The organism is Pseudomonas wenzhouensis, assembly GCF_021029445.1.
GTDB classification, from domain to species: domain Bacteria; phylum Pseudomonadota; class Gammaproteobacteria; order Pseudomonadales; family Pseudomonadaceae; genus Aquipseudomonas; species Aquipseudomonas wenzhouensis.
Map to the genome: position 1 here is coordinate 39071 of NZ_CP072610.1, position 15134 is coordinate 54204.

At 63.7% G+C, this 15134-nt stretch carries 15 protein-coding genes; 9 read left to right on the plus strand and 6 right to left on the minus strand.

The window, feature by feature from the left end; translation table 11 throughout:
* Positions 1 to 114 precede the first annotated feature (114 nt).
* Complete coding sequence (locus tag J7655_RS00185; protein WP_230926038.1) at positions 115 to 1116, plus strand: LLM class flavin-dependent oxidoreductase; 1002 nt, start codon at positions 115 to 117, stop codon at positions 1114 to 1116.
* A 37-nt stretch (positions 1117 to 1153) separates the two neighbouring features.
* On the opposite strand, the gene J7655_RS00190 is transcribed toward J7655_RS00185, so the two are convergent.
* Entirely contained in the window at positions 1154 to 1576 is a 423-nt protein-coding gene (locus J7655_RS00190; RefSeq protein WP_230926039.1) for a PA0061/PA0062 family lipoprotein, read from the minus strand.
* A 103-nt stretch (positions 1577 to 1679) separates the two neighbouring features.
* Between J7655_RS00190 and J7655_RS00195 the strand changes: the two genes are divergently transcribed.
* Entirely contained in the window at positions 1680 to 2738 is a 1059-nt protein-coding gene (locus tag J7655_RS00195) for an aminopeptidase (RefSeq protein WP_230926040.1), read from the plus strand.
* Positions 2739 to 2902: 164 nt separating this feature from the next.
* Here J7655_RS00195 and J7655_RS00200 read toward each other — a convergent pair whose 3' ends face one another.
* Positions 2903 to 3988 (minus strand): IS5-like element ISPst12 family transposase, encoded by a 1086-nt coding sequence (locus J7655_RS00200; RefSeq protein ID WP_230927638.1) that lies wholly within the window; start codon positions 3986 to 3988, stop codon positions 2903 to 2905.
* Between the two features lie 148 nt (positions 3989 to 4136).
* On the opposite strand from J7655_RS00200, the gene J7655_RS00205 reads away from it, so the two are divergent.
* The gene (locus tag J7655_RS00205; protein ID WP_230926041.1) at positions 4137 to 4367 is read left to right on the plus strand and encodes a DUF1161 domain-containing protein; all 231 of its coding nucleotides are present in this window, start codon (positions 4137 to 4139) and stop codon (positions 4365 to 4367) included.
* A 9-nt stretch (positions 4368 to 4376) separates the two neighbouring features.
* On the opposite strand, the gene J7655_RS00210 is transcribed toward J7655_RS00205, so the two are convergent.
* A complete protein-coding gene (locus tag J7655_RS00210; RefSeq protein ID WP_230927639.1) occupies positions 4377 to 5030 on the minus strand; it encodes an HAD family hydrolase in 654 nt (217 codons plus the stop codon).
* A 162-nt stretch (positions 5031 to 5192) separates the two neighbouring features.
* Positions 5193 to 5735 (minus strand): gamma carbonic anhydrase family protein, encoded by a 543-nt coding sequence (locus J7655_RS00215; protein ID WP_230926042.1) that lies wholly within the window; start codon positions 5733 to 5735, stop codon positions 5193 to 5195.
* A gap of 120 nt (positions 5736 to 5855) precedes the next feature.
* On the opposite strand from J7655_RS00215, the gene prlC reads away from it, so the two are divergent.
* From prlC to J7655_RS00230, 3 genes are all read left to right on the plus strand, one after another.
* Positions 5856 to 7904, plus strand: a complete 2049-nt coding sequence (gene prlC / locus J7655_RS00220; protein WP_230926043.1) for an oligopeptidase A — start codon at positions 5856 to 5858, stop codon at positions 7902 to 7904.
* On the plus strand, positions 7901 to 8188 hold the full coding sequence (locus tag J7655_RS00225; protein ID WP_230926044.1) for a YheV family putative zinc ribbon protein: 288 nt from the start codon (positions 7901 to 7903) through the stop codon (positions 8186 to 8188). Before prlC ends, J7655_RS00225 begins: the two co-directional genes overlap by 4 nt.
* A gap of 197 nt (positions 8189 to 8385) precedes the next feature.
* Entirely contained in the window at positions 8386 to 9633 is a 1248-nt protein-coding gene (locus tag J7655_RS00230; protein ID WP_230926045.1) for an MFS transporter, read from the plus strand.
* A 68-nt stretch (positions 9634 to 9701) separates the two neighbouring features.
* Here the strand turns inward: J7655_RS00230 and zwf are convergent, their stop codons facing one another.
* A complete protein-coding gene (gene zwf, locus J7655_RS00235; RefSeq protein WP_230927640.1) occupies positions 9702 to 11123 on the minus strand; it encodes a glucose-6-phosphate dehydrogenase in 1422 nt (473 codons plus the stop codon).
* 291 nt (positions 11124 to 11414) lie between these two features.
* Between zwf and hexR the strand changes: the two genes are divergently transcribed.
* Together hexR and J7655_RS00245 are read left to right on the plus strand one after the other, a co-directional pair.
* Complete coding sequence (gene hexR / locus J7655_RS00240; RefSeq protein ID WP_230926046.1) at positions 11415 to 12281, plus strand: transcriptional regulator HexR; 867 nt, start codon at positions 11415 to 11417, stop codon at positions 12279 to 12281.
* Between the two features lie 93 nt (positions 12282 to 12374).
* Positions 12375 to 12578 (plus strand): PA3496 family putative envelope integrity protein, encoded by a 204-nt coding sequence (locus tag J7655_RS00245; protein ID WP_230926047.1) that lies wholly within the window; start codon positions 12375 to 12377, stop codon positions 12576 to 12578.
* Positions 12579 to 12583: 5 nt separating this feature from the next.
* Here the strand turns inward: J7655_RS00245 and J7655_RS00250 are convergent, their stop codons facing one another.
* Positions 12584 to 13528, minus strand: a complete 945-nt coding sequence (locus J7655_RS00250) for a LysR family transcriptional regulator (protein ID WP_275948851.1) — start codon at positions 13526 to 13528, stop codon at positions 12584 to 12586.
* 154 nt (positions 13529 to 13682) lie between these two features.
* On the opposite strand from J7655_RS00250, the gene J7655_RS00255 reads away from it, so the two are divergent.
* Positions 13683 to 15098 (plus strand): acetyl-CoA carboxylase biotin carboxylase subunit, encoded by a 1416-nt coding sequence (locus J7655_RS00255; RefSeq protein ID WP_230926048.1) that lies wholly within the window; start codon positions 13683 to 13685, stop codon positions 15096 to 15098.
* The last annotated feature ends 36 nt before the right edge of the window (positions 15099 to 15134 follow it).

Sequence of the window (15134 nt, forward strand, 5' to 3'; positions counted from 1 at the left end):
TATCCATCCCAGCCTTGCATCAGTCCTGTCGATGATGACTATGCCGCCGCGTGGCGTGTGCGACCTGAGCCGGGAAGTTAAAGTGGCCGGCCATGCAACGAGGAGACTCCCCCCATGAGCCGACTGGCCTCGATCAAGCTCTCCACCCTCGATCTGGCGCCGATTCGCGACGATGGCGACGCTGCCCAGGCGCTGCACAATTCGCTGGCACTGGCCCGGCATGTCGAGCGTCTTGGCTTCGAGCGCTTCTGGGTGGCCGAACACCACAACATGGACGGCATCGCCAGTTCCGCCACTTCGGTATTGCTCGGCTACCTGGCCGCCGGCACGTCGAAAATCCGCCTCGGTTCCGGTGGAGTGATGCTGCCCAACCATGCGCCGCTGGTGATCGCCGAACAATTCGGCACGCTCGCCACGCTGTATCCGGGCCGCATCGAGCTGGGCCTGGGTCGCGCACCTGGCGCCGATCAATACACCGCCCACGCCCTGCGCCGCAGTCGCGATGGCAGCGCCGACGACTTCCCCAATGATGTCGAGGAACTGCAGGCCTACCTCGGCCCACGCCAGGCAGGCCAAAGGGTGATCGCCATGCCGGGCACCGGCACCCACGTGCCGATCTGGCTGCTCGGCTCCAGCCTGTTCAGCGCCCAGCTGGCCGGCATGAAAGGCCTGCCCTACGCATTTGCCTCGCACTTCGCCCCGCGCTACATGCACGAGGCCATCCGCACCTACCGCAACCACTTCAGTCCGTCAGCCGTACTCGACAAACCCTACGTGATGCTTGGCGTACCGTTGCTCGCAGCCGACAGCGACGAACAGGCGCAGTACCTGGCTACATCGGCGTTCCAGCGCATTCTCGCGCTGATCCGTGGCCAGAGCCTGGTGCAGCGCGCGCCGGTAGCGAGCATGGAGGGCCTGTGGTTACCCCATGAGCGTCAGGCGGTCAGTGAGTTTCTTGGTCTGGCTGCCATTGGCGGACCGCAGACCGTACGCCAGCGCCTGGAGCAGTTGCTGGAGCAGACCGAGGCGGACGAGTTGATTTTCACCTGCGACCTGTACGACTTCGCCGACCGCCTGCATGCCTTCGACATCCTTGCCGAGCTGCAAAGCCCCTGACCCGTCGAGCGTGTGCGCAGCGCAGCACGTCCGCCGCTCAGATCGCCGTGCCGCAGCGCCGCACCTCGCCACGCGCCACAACGTTGCGCTGCTCGTCATACAGCCAGGCCTGCGCCTTCATCAGTTGCTGACGCGCCTCGATGCGATAACGCTGCCCCGCCACGAAGTCGTCATAACGCAGGCGAATCTCGCAGGTCATGCGCAGCGGCTCGCTCATCATGCCGAGACCACCCCCGCCACGCACCTCGAACTGAAAGCGCGTCTGCAACTCATGCTGGCCGGGCGTTACCTGAAAATAGCGACCATCTGGCCAGCGCTTGCCATCCAGGCGGTCGGCCATCAGCAGGGTATCGGCCGTGGAATACAGCTCGACCCAGGCCTGTTGCGAGTCAGGCTCGGGCAGGGGCGAAGCGCAGGCTCCGAGCAGCAGCAGTGCGGGAGCGAGAAGCAAGGCACGCATGACAACCTCCGACAAGGGTTCGGCCACCAGCCTACACCCGCAGACCGGCAAAGCCGAGGCGCAGGGGCTGGAGACAAACCGTGCGATCAGCTAGCGTGACGCCATGCCCGACACCTTCGCTACAGACCTGCTGCGCCGTATGGCGGTTCCCCTGCTCAGCCTGCTGCTGAGCGCTTGCTCGACGATTGACTATTACGCCCACCTCGTCCAGGGCCAGTGGCAACTCTTGCATGCCCGCGAGCCCGTACAGCGCCTGCTCGAAGACCCGGCGACCGCCCCCGATCTGGCCAGGCGCCTGGCGCTGAGTCAGCAGGCGCGGGACTTCGCCAGCACGCAGTTGCAGCTACCTGAGAACCGCAGCTATCGCCTGTATGCCGACCTGGAGCGTCCCTTCGTGGTGTGGAACGTCTTCGCCACCCCGGAGTTCTCTCTGGAGCCCGAACTGCACTGTTTCCCCATTGCCGGCTGCGTCGCCTACCGTGGCTACTACCAGCAAGGCCGAGCGCGGGGCGCGGCCGCGCTATTGCGCCAGCAAGGGCTGGACACCTACGTCGGCGGCGTCGAGGCTTACTCGACCCTGGGCTGGTTCGACGACCCGCTGCTCAACACCATGCTGCGCTGGAGCGACGCGCGCTTTATCGCAGTGATCTTCCACGAACTGGCGCACCAGCAGTATTACCTGCCGGGTGATACCGCCTTCAATGAATCCTTCGCCACCTTCGTCGAGCGCGAAGGCCTGCGGCAGTGGCACGCAGCCCGTGGTGAAGCACCGCCAGCCGGCGATGACCACCAGCGCCAGCAGTTCATCGAACTGGTACTGGCCAGCCGCGAGCGCCTGAAGCAGCTCTATGCCAGCGACCTGCCGGAGCATGCCATGCGCGCCGCCAAGCTGGCCGAATTCGAGCGCCTGCGCCACGACTACCGCGCCATACGCCAACAATGGGGAGGTCAGGGCCGCTATGACGCCTGGATCGAAAGCCCGTTGAACAACGCCAAGCTGCTGCCCTTCGGCCTCTATGACCAGTGGGTGCCAGCTTTCGCTGCGCTATTCGAGGAGCAAGGCCGGGACTGGCGGGCGTTCTACGCGGCCGTCGCCGCGCTAGGTCGGCTGCCACAGGCAGCGCGTCAGACCAAGCTGGAAGACCTGATGCGGCACCACTAGCAGGCCGTTGAAAAACTCGGCTTCAACTGCCCCAACCCGTCCGGTTTGGCGCTTTTTCAAGCGCTTTGGCCTAACGGAGTCCACACAAGGCCTGACTTCAGGCCTTTTTGACAGGTTTCAGCACCACGTTCACGCCTTTCGGCGTTTTTTGGGCGTAACTCGCCCTATACATGCGATCCTCGCCACCAACCCGACAGGCTACCCAGTCGGATCAGGTTGTAGACCGAGAAACCCAGCAATAACTGAGCACTCAGCTTGGCGCGACCGATCAGCTTGGTCTTGCGCAGGCCGCCAACCGTCTTCAGCCAGCCAAAACCTTCTTCGATCCGCTTGCGGATCTTCTGGCTGGCGGCATACCCCGGATGCCGCGTGGTGCGCCCATCGATGGCGCTGCCCTTGCGCTTCTGCGCCACATACGGTGTCACTTTCAGCTCGCGCGCCCTCTGCACGAAACGCTTCTGGTCGTAATTCTTGTCTGCACCTACCGTGCTGCCCGGCTTGGCCGTGCGCTCCAGCATCTCCAGCGCCGCCTCTACCTCGGCACGTCCATTGAACTCGGTGCATTCCACATCCACGATCAGACCGTTGCGGTGCTCCATCATCGTGTGGGCCATGTGCGCCAGACGACTGGCATCGCCATTGCTCTTGCGCGCCAGCCGGGCCTCGGGATCGCTGGTCGATTGGTGGGTCGCGTTGCTGCGCTTCTCGCCCTTGAAGTCGGCATCGGGGTTGCGCGTGCCATCCTCCGGTGGGTCGCCGCCATCCTTCTTGATAAAGGACTTGTGCGAGGCCCAGGCGTCGATCAGCGTGCCATCGACGCTGAAATGCTCGTTGCTGGCGTACTCGGACCATGCGGCCAGCGACTTGATGCGCTGGAAGAACAGCCGCGCTACATCCTGGTTGAACAAGCGGTCACGGTTCTGGCTGAAGGTCGAGTGATCCCACATGCGCTCGTCCATCGACAAGCCGACGAACCAGCGAAACAGCAGGTTGAAATCAATCTGCTCGACCAACTGCCGCTCGGAGCGAATGGTGTAAATCACCTGCAGCAACGAGGCGCGCAGCAGCCGCTCCGGCGCAATCGAGGCCCGTCCCAGGGTGGAGTACAGCCCGTCGAAGTCCCGATCCATCGAAGCCAGAACGGTATCGACCAGGCCTCGCAGGGGACGCAGCGGGTGATCGTTCGGGATGCGCTGCTCCAGCGTCGTATAACTGAACAGCTCGTTTTGTTTGAGGTCGAGTCCACGCATCGGCTTGGGCTGGCTTCGGCAGAAGAGGATGGCCGCCATTTTGCCAGAGCCACGCGGGCTCTGGCTTTTTTCAACGGCCTGCTAGAACTGCAGGGCAAATTGCCAGTCCAACCTGCACAGGTTTCGCCCAACGCCGGAGGTACAATCGATGCAACGACTGATCCCCGCCCTGGCCCTGATGCTCATGGCTGGCGGCGCACTGGCCGCGCCCAAGCCCTGCGAAGCGCTCAAGCAGGAAATCGAAGTGAAGATCCAGGCCAACAACGTGCCCAGCTACACCCTGGAAATCGTGCCCAACGACGACGTTCAGGATCAAAGCATGGTCGTCGGCAGTTGCGACGGCGGCACCAAGAAGATCATCTATCAGCGCAACGGCTGATACAGCGCATTAAACGCCGGACAGAAATGCCCGGCGCATTTGCTCCAGCGTCTCGAAGTGAAAGTCCGGCGCCTCGCCGAGCAACTCCTCGCGGCTACCGAAGCCGTAGCCCACTGCCACCGCCTGCAAGCCATTGCAGCGCGCGCCGATCAGATCATGCTTGCGGTCGCCGATCATCAGCGTCGAATGCGGCGCCAGCCGTTCCGACTCCAGCACATGTGCCAACAGCTCCACCTTATTGCTGCGCGTGCCGTTCAGCTCACTGCCATAGATGCGCTTGAAATAGCGGTCGAAACCAAAGTGCCGGGCAATTTCCTCGGCGAACACCGTCGGCTTGCTGGTGGCGACATACAGCGTACGCCCTTGCGCCACCAAGGCCGCCAGCAACGCCTCGACACCGTCGAAGACCTGATTCTCGTACAAGCCGGTCACCTGGAAACGCTCACGATAATAATTGACCGCCTGCCAGCCCGTGGCCTCGTCCAGCGCATAGGTGCTCATGAAGCACTGCAACAAAGGGGGGCCGATAAAGTGCTCCAGCGCGGTCAGATCCGGCTCGTCGATACCCAGTTTGGCCAGCGCGTACTGCACCGAACGGGTAATGCCCTCACGCGGGTCGGTGAGGGTGCCATCGAGGTCGAAGAGAATGGTGGAGTGCTGCATGGGCATCAGGCTTCGGCATTACTGGGAAGCCGCAAGGATAAGGCAATTGCCTGTACGACCCAACGCCTGTGCTTGTTCTCATTCCCCTGCAATGTGAGTCCGCGGGCGGCATGGAGAAGCCGCTAAGAAAAGCCTCCAACCCCCCACGTTTACCTGCATCGCTCACTGGTCATACCCTTCGGCCAGGTGCTGATCCTTGAGTTTCACGTAGTTGCCGGCCGTGTAGCTGAAGAAATTGCGCTCCTTGTCGGTCAGCGGGCGGGCCTGTTTCACCGGGCTGCCGACGTACAGGTAACCGCTCTCCAGGCGCTTGCCCGGCGGCACCAGGCTGCCGGCGCCGATGATCACCTCGTCTTCTACCACTGCGCCGTCCATGACGATGCTGCCCATGCCGACCAGGATGCGGTTGCCCAGGGTGCAGCCATGCAGGGTGACCTTGTGCGCGACGGTGACTTCATCGCCGATAGTCAGCGGGAAACCCTCCGGATTGAACGGCCCGGCGTGGGTGATATGCAGCACGCTGCCGTCCTGCACGCTGGTGCGCGCGCCGATGCGGATACGGTGCATGTCGCCGCGAATCACCGTCAGCGGCCATACCGAGCTGTCCTCGCCCAGCTCCACGTCGCCGATGACCACGGCGGAAGCGTCGACGAAGACGCGCGCACCCAGTTGCGGGAGGTGTTGCTGGTATTTGCGAATCGCCACGATAGAGGCTCCTGGGCTGCGGGAAAGCTTGATTGTAATTAAGATGGCCCCCATATGGACTGCAATCGCCCCGGTATTTGCCGGCTGTTGCCCTTCTTCCTTCGCTACAGGTGCCTCGTCGTGACCGCGAACAATCCCCTGCTGCAAGACTTCGACCTGCCGCCCTACTCGCAGATCAAGCCGGAACACGTCGAACCCGCCGTCGACCAGATCCTGGCCGACAGCCGCGCCGCCATCGCCAAACTGCTCGAACAACAGCAGGCCAATCCGAGCTGGGAAGGCCTGGTGCTGGCTCTGGACGAACTCGGCGCGCGCCTGGGTCGTGCCTGGAGCCCGGTGAGCCACCTCAACGCGGTGTGCAACAGCACCGAGCTGCGCGCCGCCTACGAGGCCTGCCTGCCCAAGCTATCGGAATACTGGACAGAAATGGGCCAGAACAAACCGCTGTTCGACACCTATGACGCGCTGGCCAAGAGCCCGGCTGCAGCCAATTTCGACGTGGCGCAAAAGACCATCCTCGAACACGCCCTGCGCGACTTTCGCCTGAGCGGCATCGACCTGCCGGCCGAGCAGCAGAAGCGCTACGGCGACATCCAGATGCGCCTGTCCGAGCTGACCAGCAAGTTCTCCAACCAGCTGCTCGACGCCACCCAGGCCTGGACCAAGCACATCACCGACGAAGCCCTGCTGAGCGGTCTGACCGACTCGGCCAAGGCGCAGATGAAGCAGGCGGCCGAGGCCAAAAGCCTGGACGGCTGGCTGATCACCCTGGAATTCCCCAGCTACTACGCGGTGATGACCTACGCCGACGACCGCGCCCTGCGCGAAGAGGTGTACGCCGCCTACTGCACACGCGCCTCCGATCAGGGGCCGAATGCCGGGCAGAACGACAACGGCCCGCTGATGAGCGAGATTCTCGACCTGCGCCAGGAGCTGGCGGGCCTGCTCGGTTTCGCCAATTACAGCGAGCTGAGCCTGGCCAGCAAGATGGCCGAGAACACCGATCAGGTGCTGAGTTTCCTGCGTGACCTGGCCGTGCGCAGCAAACCGTTCGCCGAGCAGGATCTGGCCGAGCTGAAAGCCTTCGCCGCTGAGCAAGGCCTGGATGACCTGCAAAGCTGGGATGTCGGCTACTACAGCGAGAAACTGCGTCAGCAGCGCTACAGCATTTCCCAGGAAGAAGTACGCGCCTGGTTCCCCATCGACAAGGTGCTGACCGGCCTGTTCGCCATCGTGCAGAAGCTCTACGGCATCGAGATTCGCGAACTGAAGGACTTCGACACCTGGCACCCGGACGTACGCCTGTTCGAGATTCAGGAGAACGGCCAGCACGTCGGCCGCTTCTTCTTCGATCTCTACGCGCGCGCCAACAAGCGCGGCGGCGCCTGGATGGACGGCGCGCGCGACAAGCGCCGCGACGCCCAAGGCAAGCTGATCGCCCCGGTGGCCAACCTGGTGTGCAACTTCACTCCGCCGGTCGGCGGCAAGCCGGCGCTGCTGACCCACGATGAGGTCACCACCCTGTTCCACGAATTCGGCCATGGCCTGCATCATCTGCTGACCCGTGTCGAGCATGCCGGCGCCTCGGGCATCAACGGCGTGGCCTGGGACGCAGTCGAGCTGCCCAGTCAGTTCATGGAGAACTGGTGCTGGGAGCCGGAAGGCCTGGCGCTGATCTCCGGCCACTTTGAAACCGGCGAGGCGCTGCCGCAGGCCATGCTGGACAAGATGCTGGCGGCAAAGAACTTCCAGTCCGGGCTGATGATGGTGCGCCAGCTGGAGTTCTCCCAGTTCGACTTCGAGCTGCACGCCACCCACGGCGACGGCCGCAGCGTGCTGGACGTGCTCGAAGGCGTGCGCGCCGAGGTCTCGGTGCTGCGCCCGCCAGCCTATAACCGCTTCGCCAACGGCTTTGCGCATATCTTCGCCGGTGGCTATGCGGCGGGTTACTACAGCTACAAGTGGGCCGAAGTGCTCAGCGCCGATGCCTTCTCCAAGTTCGAGGAAGAAGGCGTGTTCAACGCCGACACCGGCCGTGCCTTCCGCGAGGCCATCCTCGCCCGTGGCGGCTCGCAGGAACCCATGGTGCTGTTCGTCGACTTCCGTGGCCGTGAGCCGAGCATCGACGCCCTGCTGCGCCACCTCGGCCTGAGCCAGGAGGCCGCATGAGCGACGCCCTGGTGAACAGCACGCCGAAACGCTTCATCGCCGGCGCCGTATGCCCGGCGTGCAGCGAAACCGACAGCATCAAGATGTGGAACGTCGACGACGTGCCGCACCGCGAATGCGTCAAGTGCGGCTACGCCGACACCCTCGATGCACGCGGCAACTCGGTGCCCAAGGAGTTGCCCACTCGGGTCAACGTCAGCGGCCTGAAACCCAAGGCCGCCGACCCCAATGTGCAGGCGGTGCAGTTCTTTCCCAATCCCAAGCTGAAAAAGCCGAAGGCATAGCGCGCAGCCCGGCCACTCGGTAGCGCCGTAAAGGCGCGAACGCCAGACGCGCAAGTGCCAATAGAGACGTGCGCCGCGTCAGCCACCCGCCATCGATCATGTGCCACCGTGGCGGGGAGTACGAACTGTAACCAGCGCCGCATTGCAGCGCGCAGGCGCAAACCACTAGGCTTGCGCTTTTGCCGCGAGCGCCCGCCATGTCGCCCACCGCACCTCGCCCGTCCAATACCACGCTGGTGCTGCTGGCCTCGCTGTATTGCGCACAGGGCATGCCCTCCGGGCTGATCGCCCATTCGCTGCCGGTACTGCTGCGCCAGCATGGCGTCGACCTGGCAATGATCGGCCTGCTCAAGCTGCTGGCGCTGCCCTGGCTGCTCAAGGTGCTCTGGGCGCCCTGGATCGACCGCCTGGCCTCAGCCCGCCTGGGTCATCACCGGGGCTGGATTCTGCCGCTGCAAGGCGGCGTGATCGTCTGCGTGGCGGCGTTGGCGCTACTGACGCCGCAGACCTTGTTCGACTCTGGCCTGTGGCTGCTACTCGGCTTGCTGTTGCTGATCAATCTGCTGGCCTCTACCCAGGACATCGCCACCGACGGCCTCACCGTGCGCCTGCTGCCCGAGCGCTGGCGTGGCCTGGGCAACAGCCTGCAGGTCGGCGGCTACAAGGTCGGCATGCTCGTCAGCGGCAGCGGTCTGTTGCTGGTGATCGACCCACTGGGCTGGAACCTGGCGCTGGGTGTGCTGGCCGGTCTGATCCTGCTGATGACCATGCCCATCTGGTTATTCCCGGAACGCCGCGTGCTGCCCTTCCAGTCCACCCAGGCAGAAACCGCCCTCGGCCCGCGCCTGCTGCTGAACCACTATCGCGGCCTGCTGGCGCAGCCCGGCATGCTGCTGTGGCTGGCGGTGGTGCTGACCTTCAAGCTCGGTGACTCGCTGGGCTCGCCGATGCTCAAGCCGATGCTGGTGGATCAGGGCTGGAGCACGGCAGCACTCGGCCAACTGACCCTGATCAGCAGCCTGGCCGGCATCGCTGGCGCCTTGCTCGGTGGCCTGCTCTACGCCCGCATCGGTGTGCTGCGCGCGCTGATCTTCTTTGGTGCCCTGCAGGCCATCGGCATCGCCGCCCTGGCCCTGCTGGTCGGCCATGGCGGCAACAGCAGCCTGGTGTATGCCGTGACCCTGTTCGAGCAGGTGGCCGACGGCATGTCCACCGTTGCCCTGTTCGCCGCAATGATGCGCATGTGCCGCCCCGAACACGAAGGCGCCGACTTCACCCTGCAGGCCTCGGCGCAGGTGCTGTTGTCCGGCTTCGTCGGCGCCAGCAGCGGAATGCTGGCCGAGGCGCTGGGGTATGAAGGGTTATTCCTTGGCGCTGGAATGCTGGGTGTACTGGTACTGGGGCTGGTGGTGCTGCACGGCAGCCGCTGCAAGCAGCACGCCTGAAGTCAGTAGCCCGGATGCAAGCCGGGGCGGTGCTGAAAAAGCCCCCGGATTGCATCCGGGCTACACGTCTATGCCCAGTGCCGGCCGTGGCGCTCCAGTAAGTGCTGCAGCTGCTCCGGACCATCGCTGCCGGCCGGATAGGGACGCGGGCTCTGGTAGTGCTGGTGCCAGCCTTGCAAAATCGGGTCGACCCATTGCCAGGCGGCCTCGACTTCGTCGCGGCGCATGAACAACGTCGAGTCGCCGTCGATCACGTCGAGCAACAGGCGCTCGTAGGCGTCCCAGCGGCGCTGCTGGCTGAAGGCATTGGCCAGATTGAGATCCAGCTCCACGGGTTTGAGGTGCATGCCCTTGCCGGGATTCTTGGCCATCAGTTGCAGGCTGATGCGCTCCTCCGGTTGCAGGCGAATCAGCAACTGGTTGGCCTGACCATCGTTGAACAGGCGGTGCGGCGCCGGCTTGAACTGGATGAGAATCTCCGACGTCTTCTTCGCCAGGCGCTTGCCAGTGCGCAGGTAGAACGGCACGCCGGCCCAGCGCCAGTTGTCGATTTCCACCTGCACGGCGACGAAGGTTTCGGTGTCGCTGTCGTTGTCGACGTTCTTCTCGAAGTAATAGGCGGGCACATCATGGCCGCCGATCTTGCCGGCGGTGTACTGGCCGCGCACGGTCTTGTCCTGCACGTCGAGGCCGGAGATGGGTTTCAGCGCTTCGAGGATCTTCACCTTCTCGTTGCGTACCGCTTCAGCGTCGAAACGCACCGGCGCTTCCATCGCCACCAGGCACAGCAACTGCAGCAGGTGGTTCTGGATCATGTCGCGCATGGCGCCGGCCTGGTCGTAGTAGCCGCCGCGATTCTCCACGCCGAGGGTTTCGCACACGCTGATCTGTACATGGTCGATATGCCCGGCGCGCCACACCGGCTCGAACAGGGCGTTGGCAAAACGCAGCGCCATCAGGTTCTGCACGGTTTCCTTGCCCAGGTAGTGGTCGATGCGAAACACCCGCGCCTCGTCGAATACCGCGCCGATGGCAGCGTTGATCGCGCGGGCCGACTCCAGCGAGTGGCCGATGGGTTTTTCCAGCACGATGCGCGCGGCCGGGCCGGCCAGACCGGCGTTGGCCAGGTGTGCAGCGATGGCTTCGAACAGGCTCGGCGCGGTGGCCAGGTAGTAGACGCGCACACGCTCGTCATCGCGCCCCAGACGTTTACTCAGGCGACCGAAATCGGCGCTCTGCGCCGCATCCATGGCGAAGTAGTCGAGGCGTGCAGCGAAACTGGCCCAGCTGTCGTTGGTGAAATCGGCGCGGGCCACCTGGGCGCGGCAGTGGCGCTCGGCCAGGGCCTGGTAGGACTCGCGGCTGTGGCTGCTGCGGGCCAGGGCGAGAATGCGCATATCGGCGTGCAGGCGCCCTTCGCGGTGCAGGTGATACAACGCCGGCAGCAGCTTGTGCAGGGCCAGGTCGCCCGTGCCACCGAAAACCAGCATGTCGCAGGGAATACTCAAGGGAAACACTCCGACTCGTGTTAACAGACCATTGCAGACGACGTGTGCTCAGCGAGAAGAGGCCGTGAACGTCGCCTCGAAGATAACCGTTTTGAGCGACAAATCCCGATGCCTGAAATATTCGTTCAGCTATTTGGCAGGTGCCTGGCTGTGCGCGAACTCGAGCCATGTAGTATAACTACAAGGTCACTACAACTGCCGGCCGCCGATCATAACCGAGCCATGACTCGCCAAGTGCCGCGCCAGACCCTTTTCTGCATAGAGCCTATTTCCGTGAATCTGTTGCAACACATCGCCCAGTCGCGCCACCTGCTGCGCAAGTCCGAGCTCAAGGTGGCCGATCACGTCCTGCTCGACCCTGCATCGGTGATGCACAGTTCCATGGCCGAGCTGGCACACAGCGTCGGCATCAGCGAACCGACCATCGTGCGCTTCTGCCGCGCCATCGGTTGCAGCGGTTTCCAGGACCTCAAACTGAAACTGGCGCAGAGCCTGGCTGCCGGCGCCAGCTTCGGTCAGTTCGCGATTCACGAGGATGACTCGGTCGCCGACTTCAGCCTGAAGATCTTCGACACCACCCTGCATACGCTGATGGAGGTGCGCGAGAAGCTCGACCCGCAAGCGCTGGAGCGTGCCATCGCCGCCTGTGCCAACGCGCAACGCGTCGAGTTTTATGGCTTCGGCGCGTCCGGAGCGGTGGCAGCCGATGCCCAGCACAAATTCTTCCGTCTGCTGCTCAACGCCGCCGCCTATTCCGATCCGCACATGCAGGCGATGAGCGCGGTGACCCTGCAGCCTGGCGACGTGGCGGTATGCATCTCGCAGTCCGGGCGCTCCAAGGATCTGCTGATCACGGCCAACCTGGTGCGTGAATCCGGCGCCAGCCTGATTACCCTGTGCCCGAGCCAGACGCCACTGGCCGAGCTGTCGACCGTCAACCTGGCCATCGACGTACAGGAAGACACCGAGATCTACACCCCGCTGACCTCGCGCATCGCCCACCTGGTGGTGATCGATGTGCTGGCCATGGGCGTGGCCATGGCGCGCGGGCCGAGCCTGGTCAACCACCTCAAGAGCGTCAAACGCAGCCTGCGCAGCTTGCGCCTGTCACCCAAATCGCTGCGTAACAACGAGGACTGAGGCGATTTAACCGGCTGTTCATGCCGTCGCCGTCAAAGCGTCATCTGCCCGGAGCAAGCTGAGACCTCCAGTCCTCGTTCCGGGAGAACCGCGATGCCTCGTATCTTCAATGACGCGCACCTGCACGACCAACCCGACGCCAAGACCCGCCGCAAACTGCAGGATCAACGGCGCATGGCCTACCGCCGGGCCATCGAGCACTACGCCGAGCAGTGCCAGTTGCAACGTGAGCTGGCGGACTTCCCCGAGCTGATTCCGGGTGGCTACCTGGTCGACGGGCAGCGCAGCGCGGCCTGATTCGTTCAGCCAGGGCCGTTCTGGAAACGCTCGCCAAGCCTGACGATGGCCGCACGTTCGTTGCGGATGAAGTCGACGAACGCCTGCGCCACGGGCGACAAGCGCCTGCCGCGAATATTCACCACGCACCAGCTGCGTTGCAGCGGCAACTCGACCACCGGCAGTTCACGCAGCAAGCCGAGCTGAAGCTCCAGACGCACGGCATGCCTGGGCAACAGGGCGATGCCAAGGCCGGCCAGTACCGCTTCGCGCTGTGATTCAAGCGAGCCGATCTCCAGGGTCTGCGGGAAGTGTGCACGCTTCTGGTGGCAGTACTCCTCACTGGCGCGGCGGGTGCCCGAGCCGCTTTCGCGAATCAGCAGGGGATAGGTGGTCAGGTCCTGCAGTTGCAGGCTGTCCGCCTCGCACAAAGGGTGATCCGGCGGCGCCACGGCGATGATCGGATTTTCGAGAAAGGGCATGAAATCCAGGGCCATGTCCTGCGGCACCTGACTCATGATCATCAGGTCATCACGGCTCTGGGTCAGGCGGCGCACCACCAGCGCGTGATTGACCACCGTCAGGTTCAGGCTTATTTCCGGGTATTGACGGCGAAATTCAGCGAACAGGTGGGGAATGAAATACTTGGCGCTGGATTCCACACACAGATTGAGCTGCCCCTGCAGCGAGCCCTGCAAGTCAGACAACTGCATGTCCAGGCTTTCCAGGCGACCGAAGATATCGCTGCTGGCGCGGCGCAATGCTTCGGCGGCGTCGGTCAGGTAGAGCTTCTTGCCGACGTACTCGAACAGCGGCTGGCCGACCAATTCCTCCAACTGGCGAATCTGCAGGCTCACGGCCGGCTGGGTCAGCGCCATCTCCTCGGCGGCGCGGCTGTAGGAGCCGTGTTCGCACACGGCACGGAACACCTGCAGCTGGCGCAGGGTCATGCGCAGCAGGGTTTTACGCACGGCTTCGTCCTCTCTCGGTCAATTCATAAGTAATTACTTATGCACGATCAAATAATTATTCATTTTTGTTAATTCGTATAGCCGGATAGGGTTTCACCAGCTTTGCAACCAACTGTTGCAGCGAGCCTTGCAGCTCTGCGCTGAGGATTGGATCGTGATAAGAAAAATACTGATCGCCAACCGTGGTGAGATTGCCGTCCGCATCGTGCGGGCCTGTGCCGAGATGGGTATTCGCTCGGTGGCAATTTATTCCGACGCCGATCGCCATGCCCTGCACGTCAAGCGTGCCGACGAGGCGCACAGCATTGGCGAAGACCCGCTGGCCGGCTATCTGAACCCGCGCAAGCTGGTCAACCTGGCGGTGGAAACCGGCTGCGACGCGCTGCATCCCGGCTATGGCTTCCTCTCCGAAAACGCCGAACTGGCGGAAATCTGCGCCGAACGCGGGGTCAAGTTCATCGGTCCAAGCGCCGAAGTCATCCGCCGCATGGGCGACAAGACCGAAGCGCGCCGCAGCATGATGGCCGCTGGCGTCCCCTGCACGCCCGGCACCGAAGGCAACGTCGCCGACCTGGCCGAAGCCCTGCGTGAAGCCGAGCGCATCGGTTATCCGGTGATGCTCAAGGCCACCTCCGGTGGTGGCGGTCGCGGGATTCGCCGCTGCAACTCGCGCGCCGAGCTGGAGCAAGCCTATCCACGGGTCATCTCCGAGGCGACCAAGGCCTTCGGCAGCGCGGAAGTCTTCCTGGAAAAATGCATCGTCAACCCGAAGCACATCGAGGCGCAGATTCTCGCCGACAGCTTCGGCAACACCGTGCACCTGTATGAGCGCGACTGCTCGATCCAGCGCCGCAACCAGAAGCTCATCGAGATTGCCCCAAGCCCGCAGCTGACCCCCGAGCAGCGCGCCTATATCGGCGACCTGGCCGTGCGCGCCGCGCAGGCCGTGGGCTATGAGAATGCCGGCACCGTGGAGTTCCTGCTCGCCGAGGGCGAGGTGTACTTCATGGAGATGAACACCCGGGTGCAGGTGGAACACACCATCACCGAGGAAATCACCGGCATCGATATCGTGCGTGAGCAGATCCGCATCGCCAGCGGCCAGCCACTGTCGGTCAAGCAGGAGGACATCATCCACCGTGGATATGCCCTGCAGTTCCGTATCAATGCCGAAGACCCGAAGAACAACTTCCTGCCCTCGTTCGGCAAGATCACCCGTTACTACGCGCCCGGCGGCCCCGGCGTGCGCACCGACACGGCGATCTACACCGGCTACACCATTCCGCCGTATTACGACTCGATGTGCCTGAAGCTGATCGTCTGGGCGCTGACCTGGGAAGAGGCGCTGGATCGCGGGCTGCGCGCGCTGGATGACATGCGTGTGCAGGGGGTGAAGACCACCGCCGCGTACTACCAGGAAATCCTGCGCAACGGCGAGTTCCGTAGCGGCCAGTTCAACACCAGCTTCGTCGAGGCGCACCCGGAACTGACCCAGTATTCGATCAAGCGCAACCCGTCGCACCTGGCCATCGCCATCGCGACCGCCATTGCCGCCCACGCGGGACTCTAACGAATCGTAGCCCGGATGAAATCCGGGATGCTGCGG

Bases quoted from the DNA above. Each gene is read 5' to 3' on its own strand.
- zwf (WP_230927640.1), bottom strand. From the start codon at position 11,123: ATGCTGGTTTTCGGTGGCACGGGCGACCTGGCCCTGCACAAGCTGCTG.
- J7655_RS00205 (WP_230926041.1), top strand. From the start codon at position 4,137: ATGCAACGACTGATCCCCGCCCTGGCCCTGATGCTCATGGCTGGCGGC.
- J7655_RS00195 (WP_230926040.1), top strand. From the start codon at position 1,680: ATGCCCGACACCTTCGCTACAGACCTGCTGCGCCGTATGGCGGTTCCC.
- J7655_RS00230 (WP_230926045.1), top strand. From the start codon at position 8,386: ATGTCGCCCACCGCACCTCGCCCGTCCAATACCACGCTGGTGCTGCTG.
- J7655_RS00185 (WP_230926038.1), top strand. From the start codon at position 115: ATGAGCCGACTGGCCTCGATCAAGCTCTCCACCCTCGATCTGGCGCCG.
- J7655_RS00210 (WP_230927639.1), bottom strand. From the start codon at position 5,030: ATGCAGCACTCCACCATTCTCTTCGACCTCGATGGCACCCTCACCGAC.
- J7655_RS00245 (WP_230926047.1), top strand. From the start codon at position 12,375: ATGCCTCGTATCTTCAATGACGCGCACCTGCACGACCAACCCGACGCC.
- J7655_RS00190 (WP_230926039.1), bottom strand. From the start codon at position 1,576: ATGCGTGCCTTGCTTCTCGCTCCCGCACTGCTGCTGCTCGGAGCCTGC.
- J7655_RS00225 (WP_230926044.1), top strand. From the start codon at position 7,901: ATGAGCGACGCCCTGGTGAACAGCACGCCGAAACGCTTCATCGCCGGC.
- J7655_RS00200 (WP_230927638.1), bottom strand. From the start codon at position 3,988: ATGCGTGGACTCGACCTCAAACAAAACGAGCTGTTCAGTTATACGACG.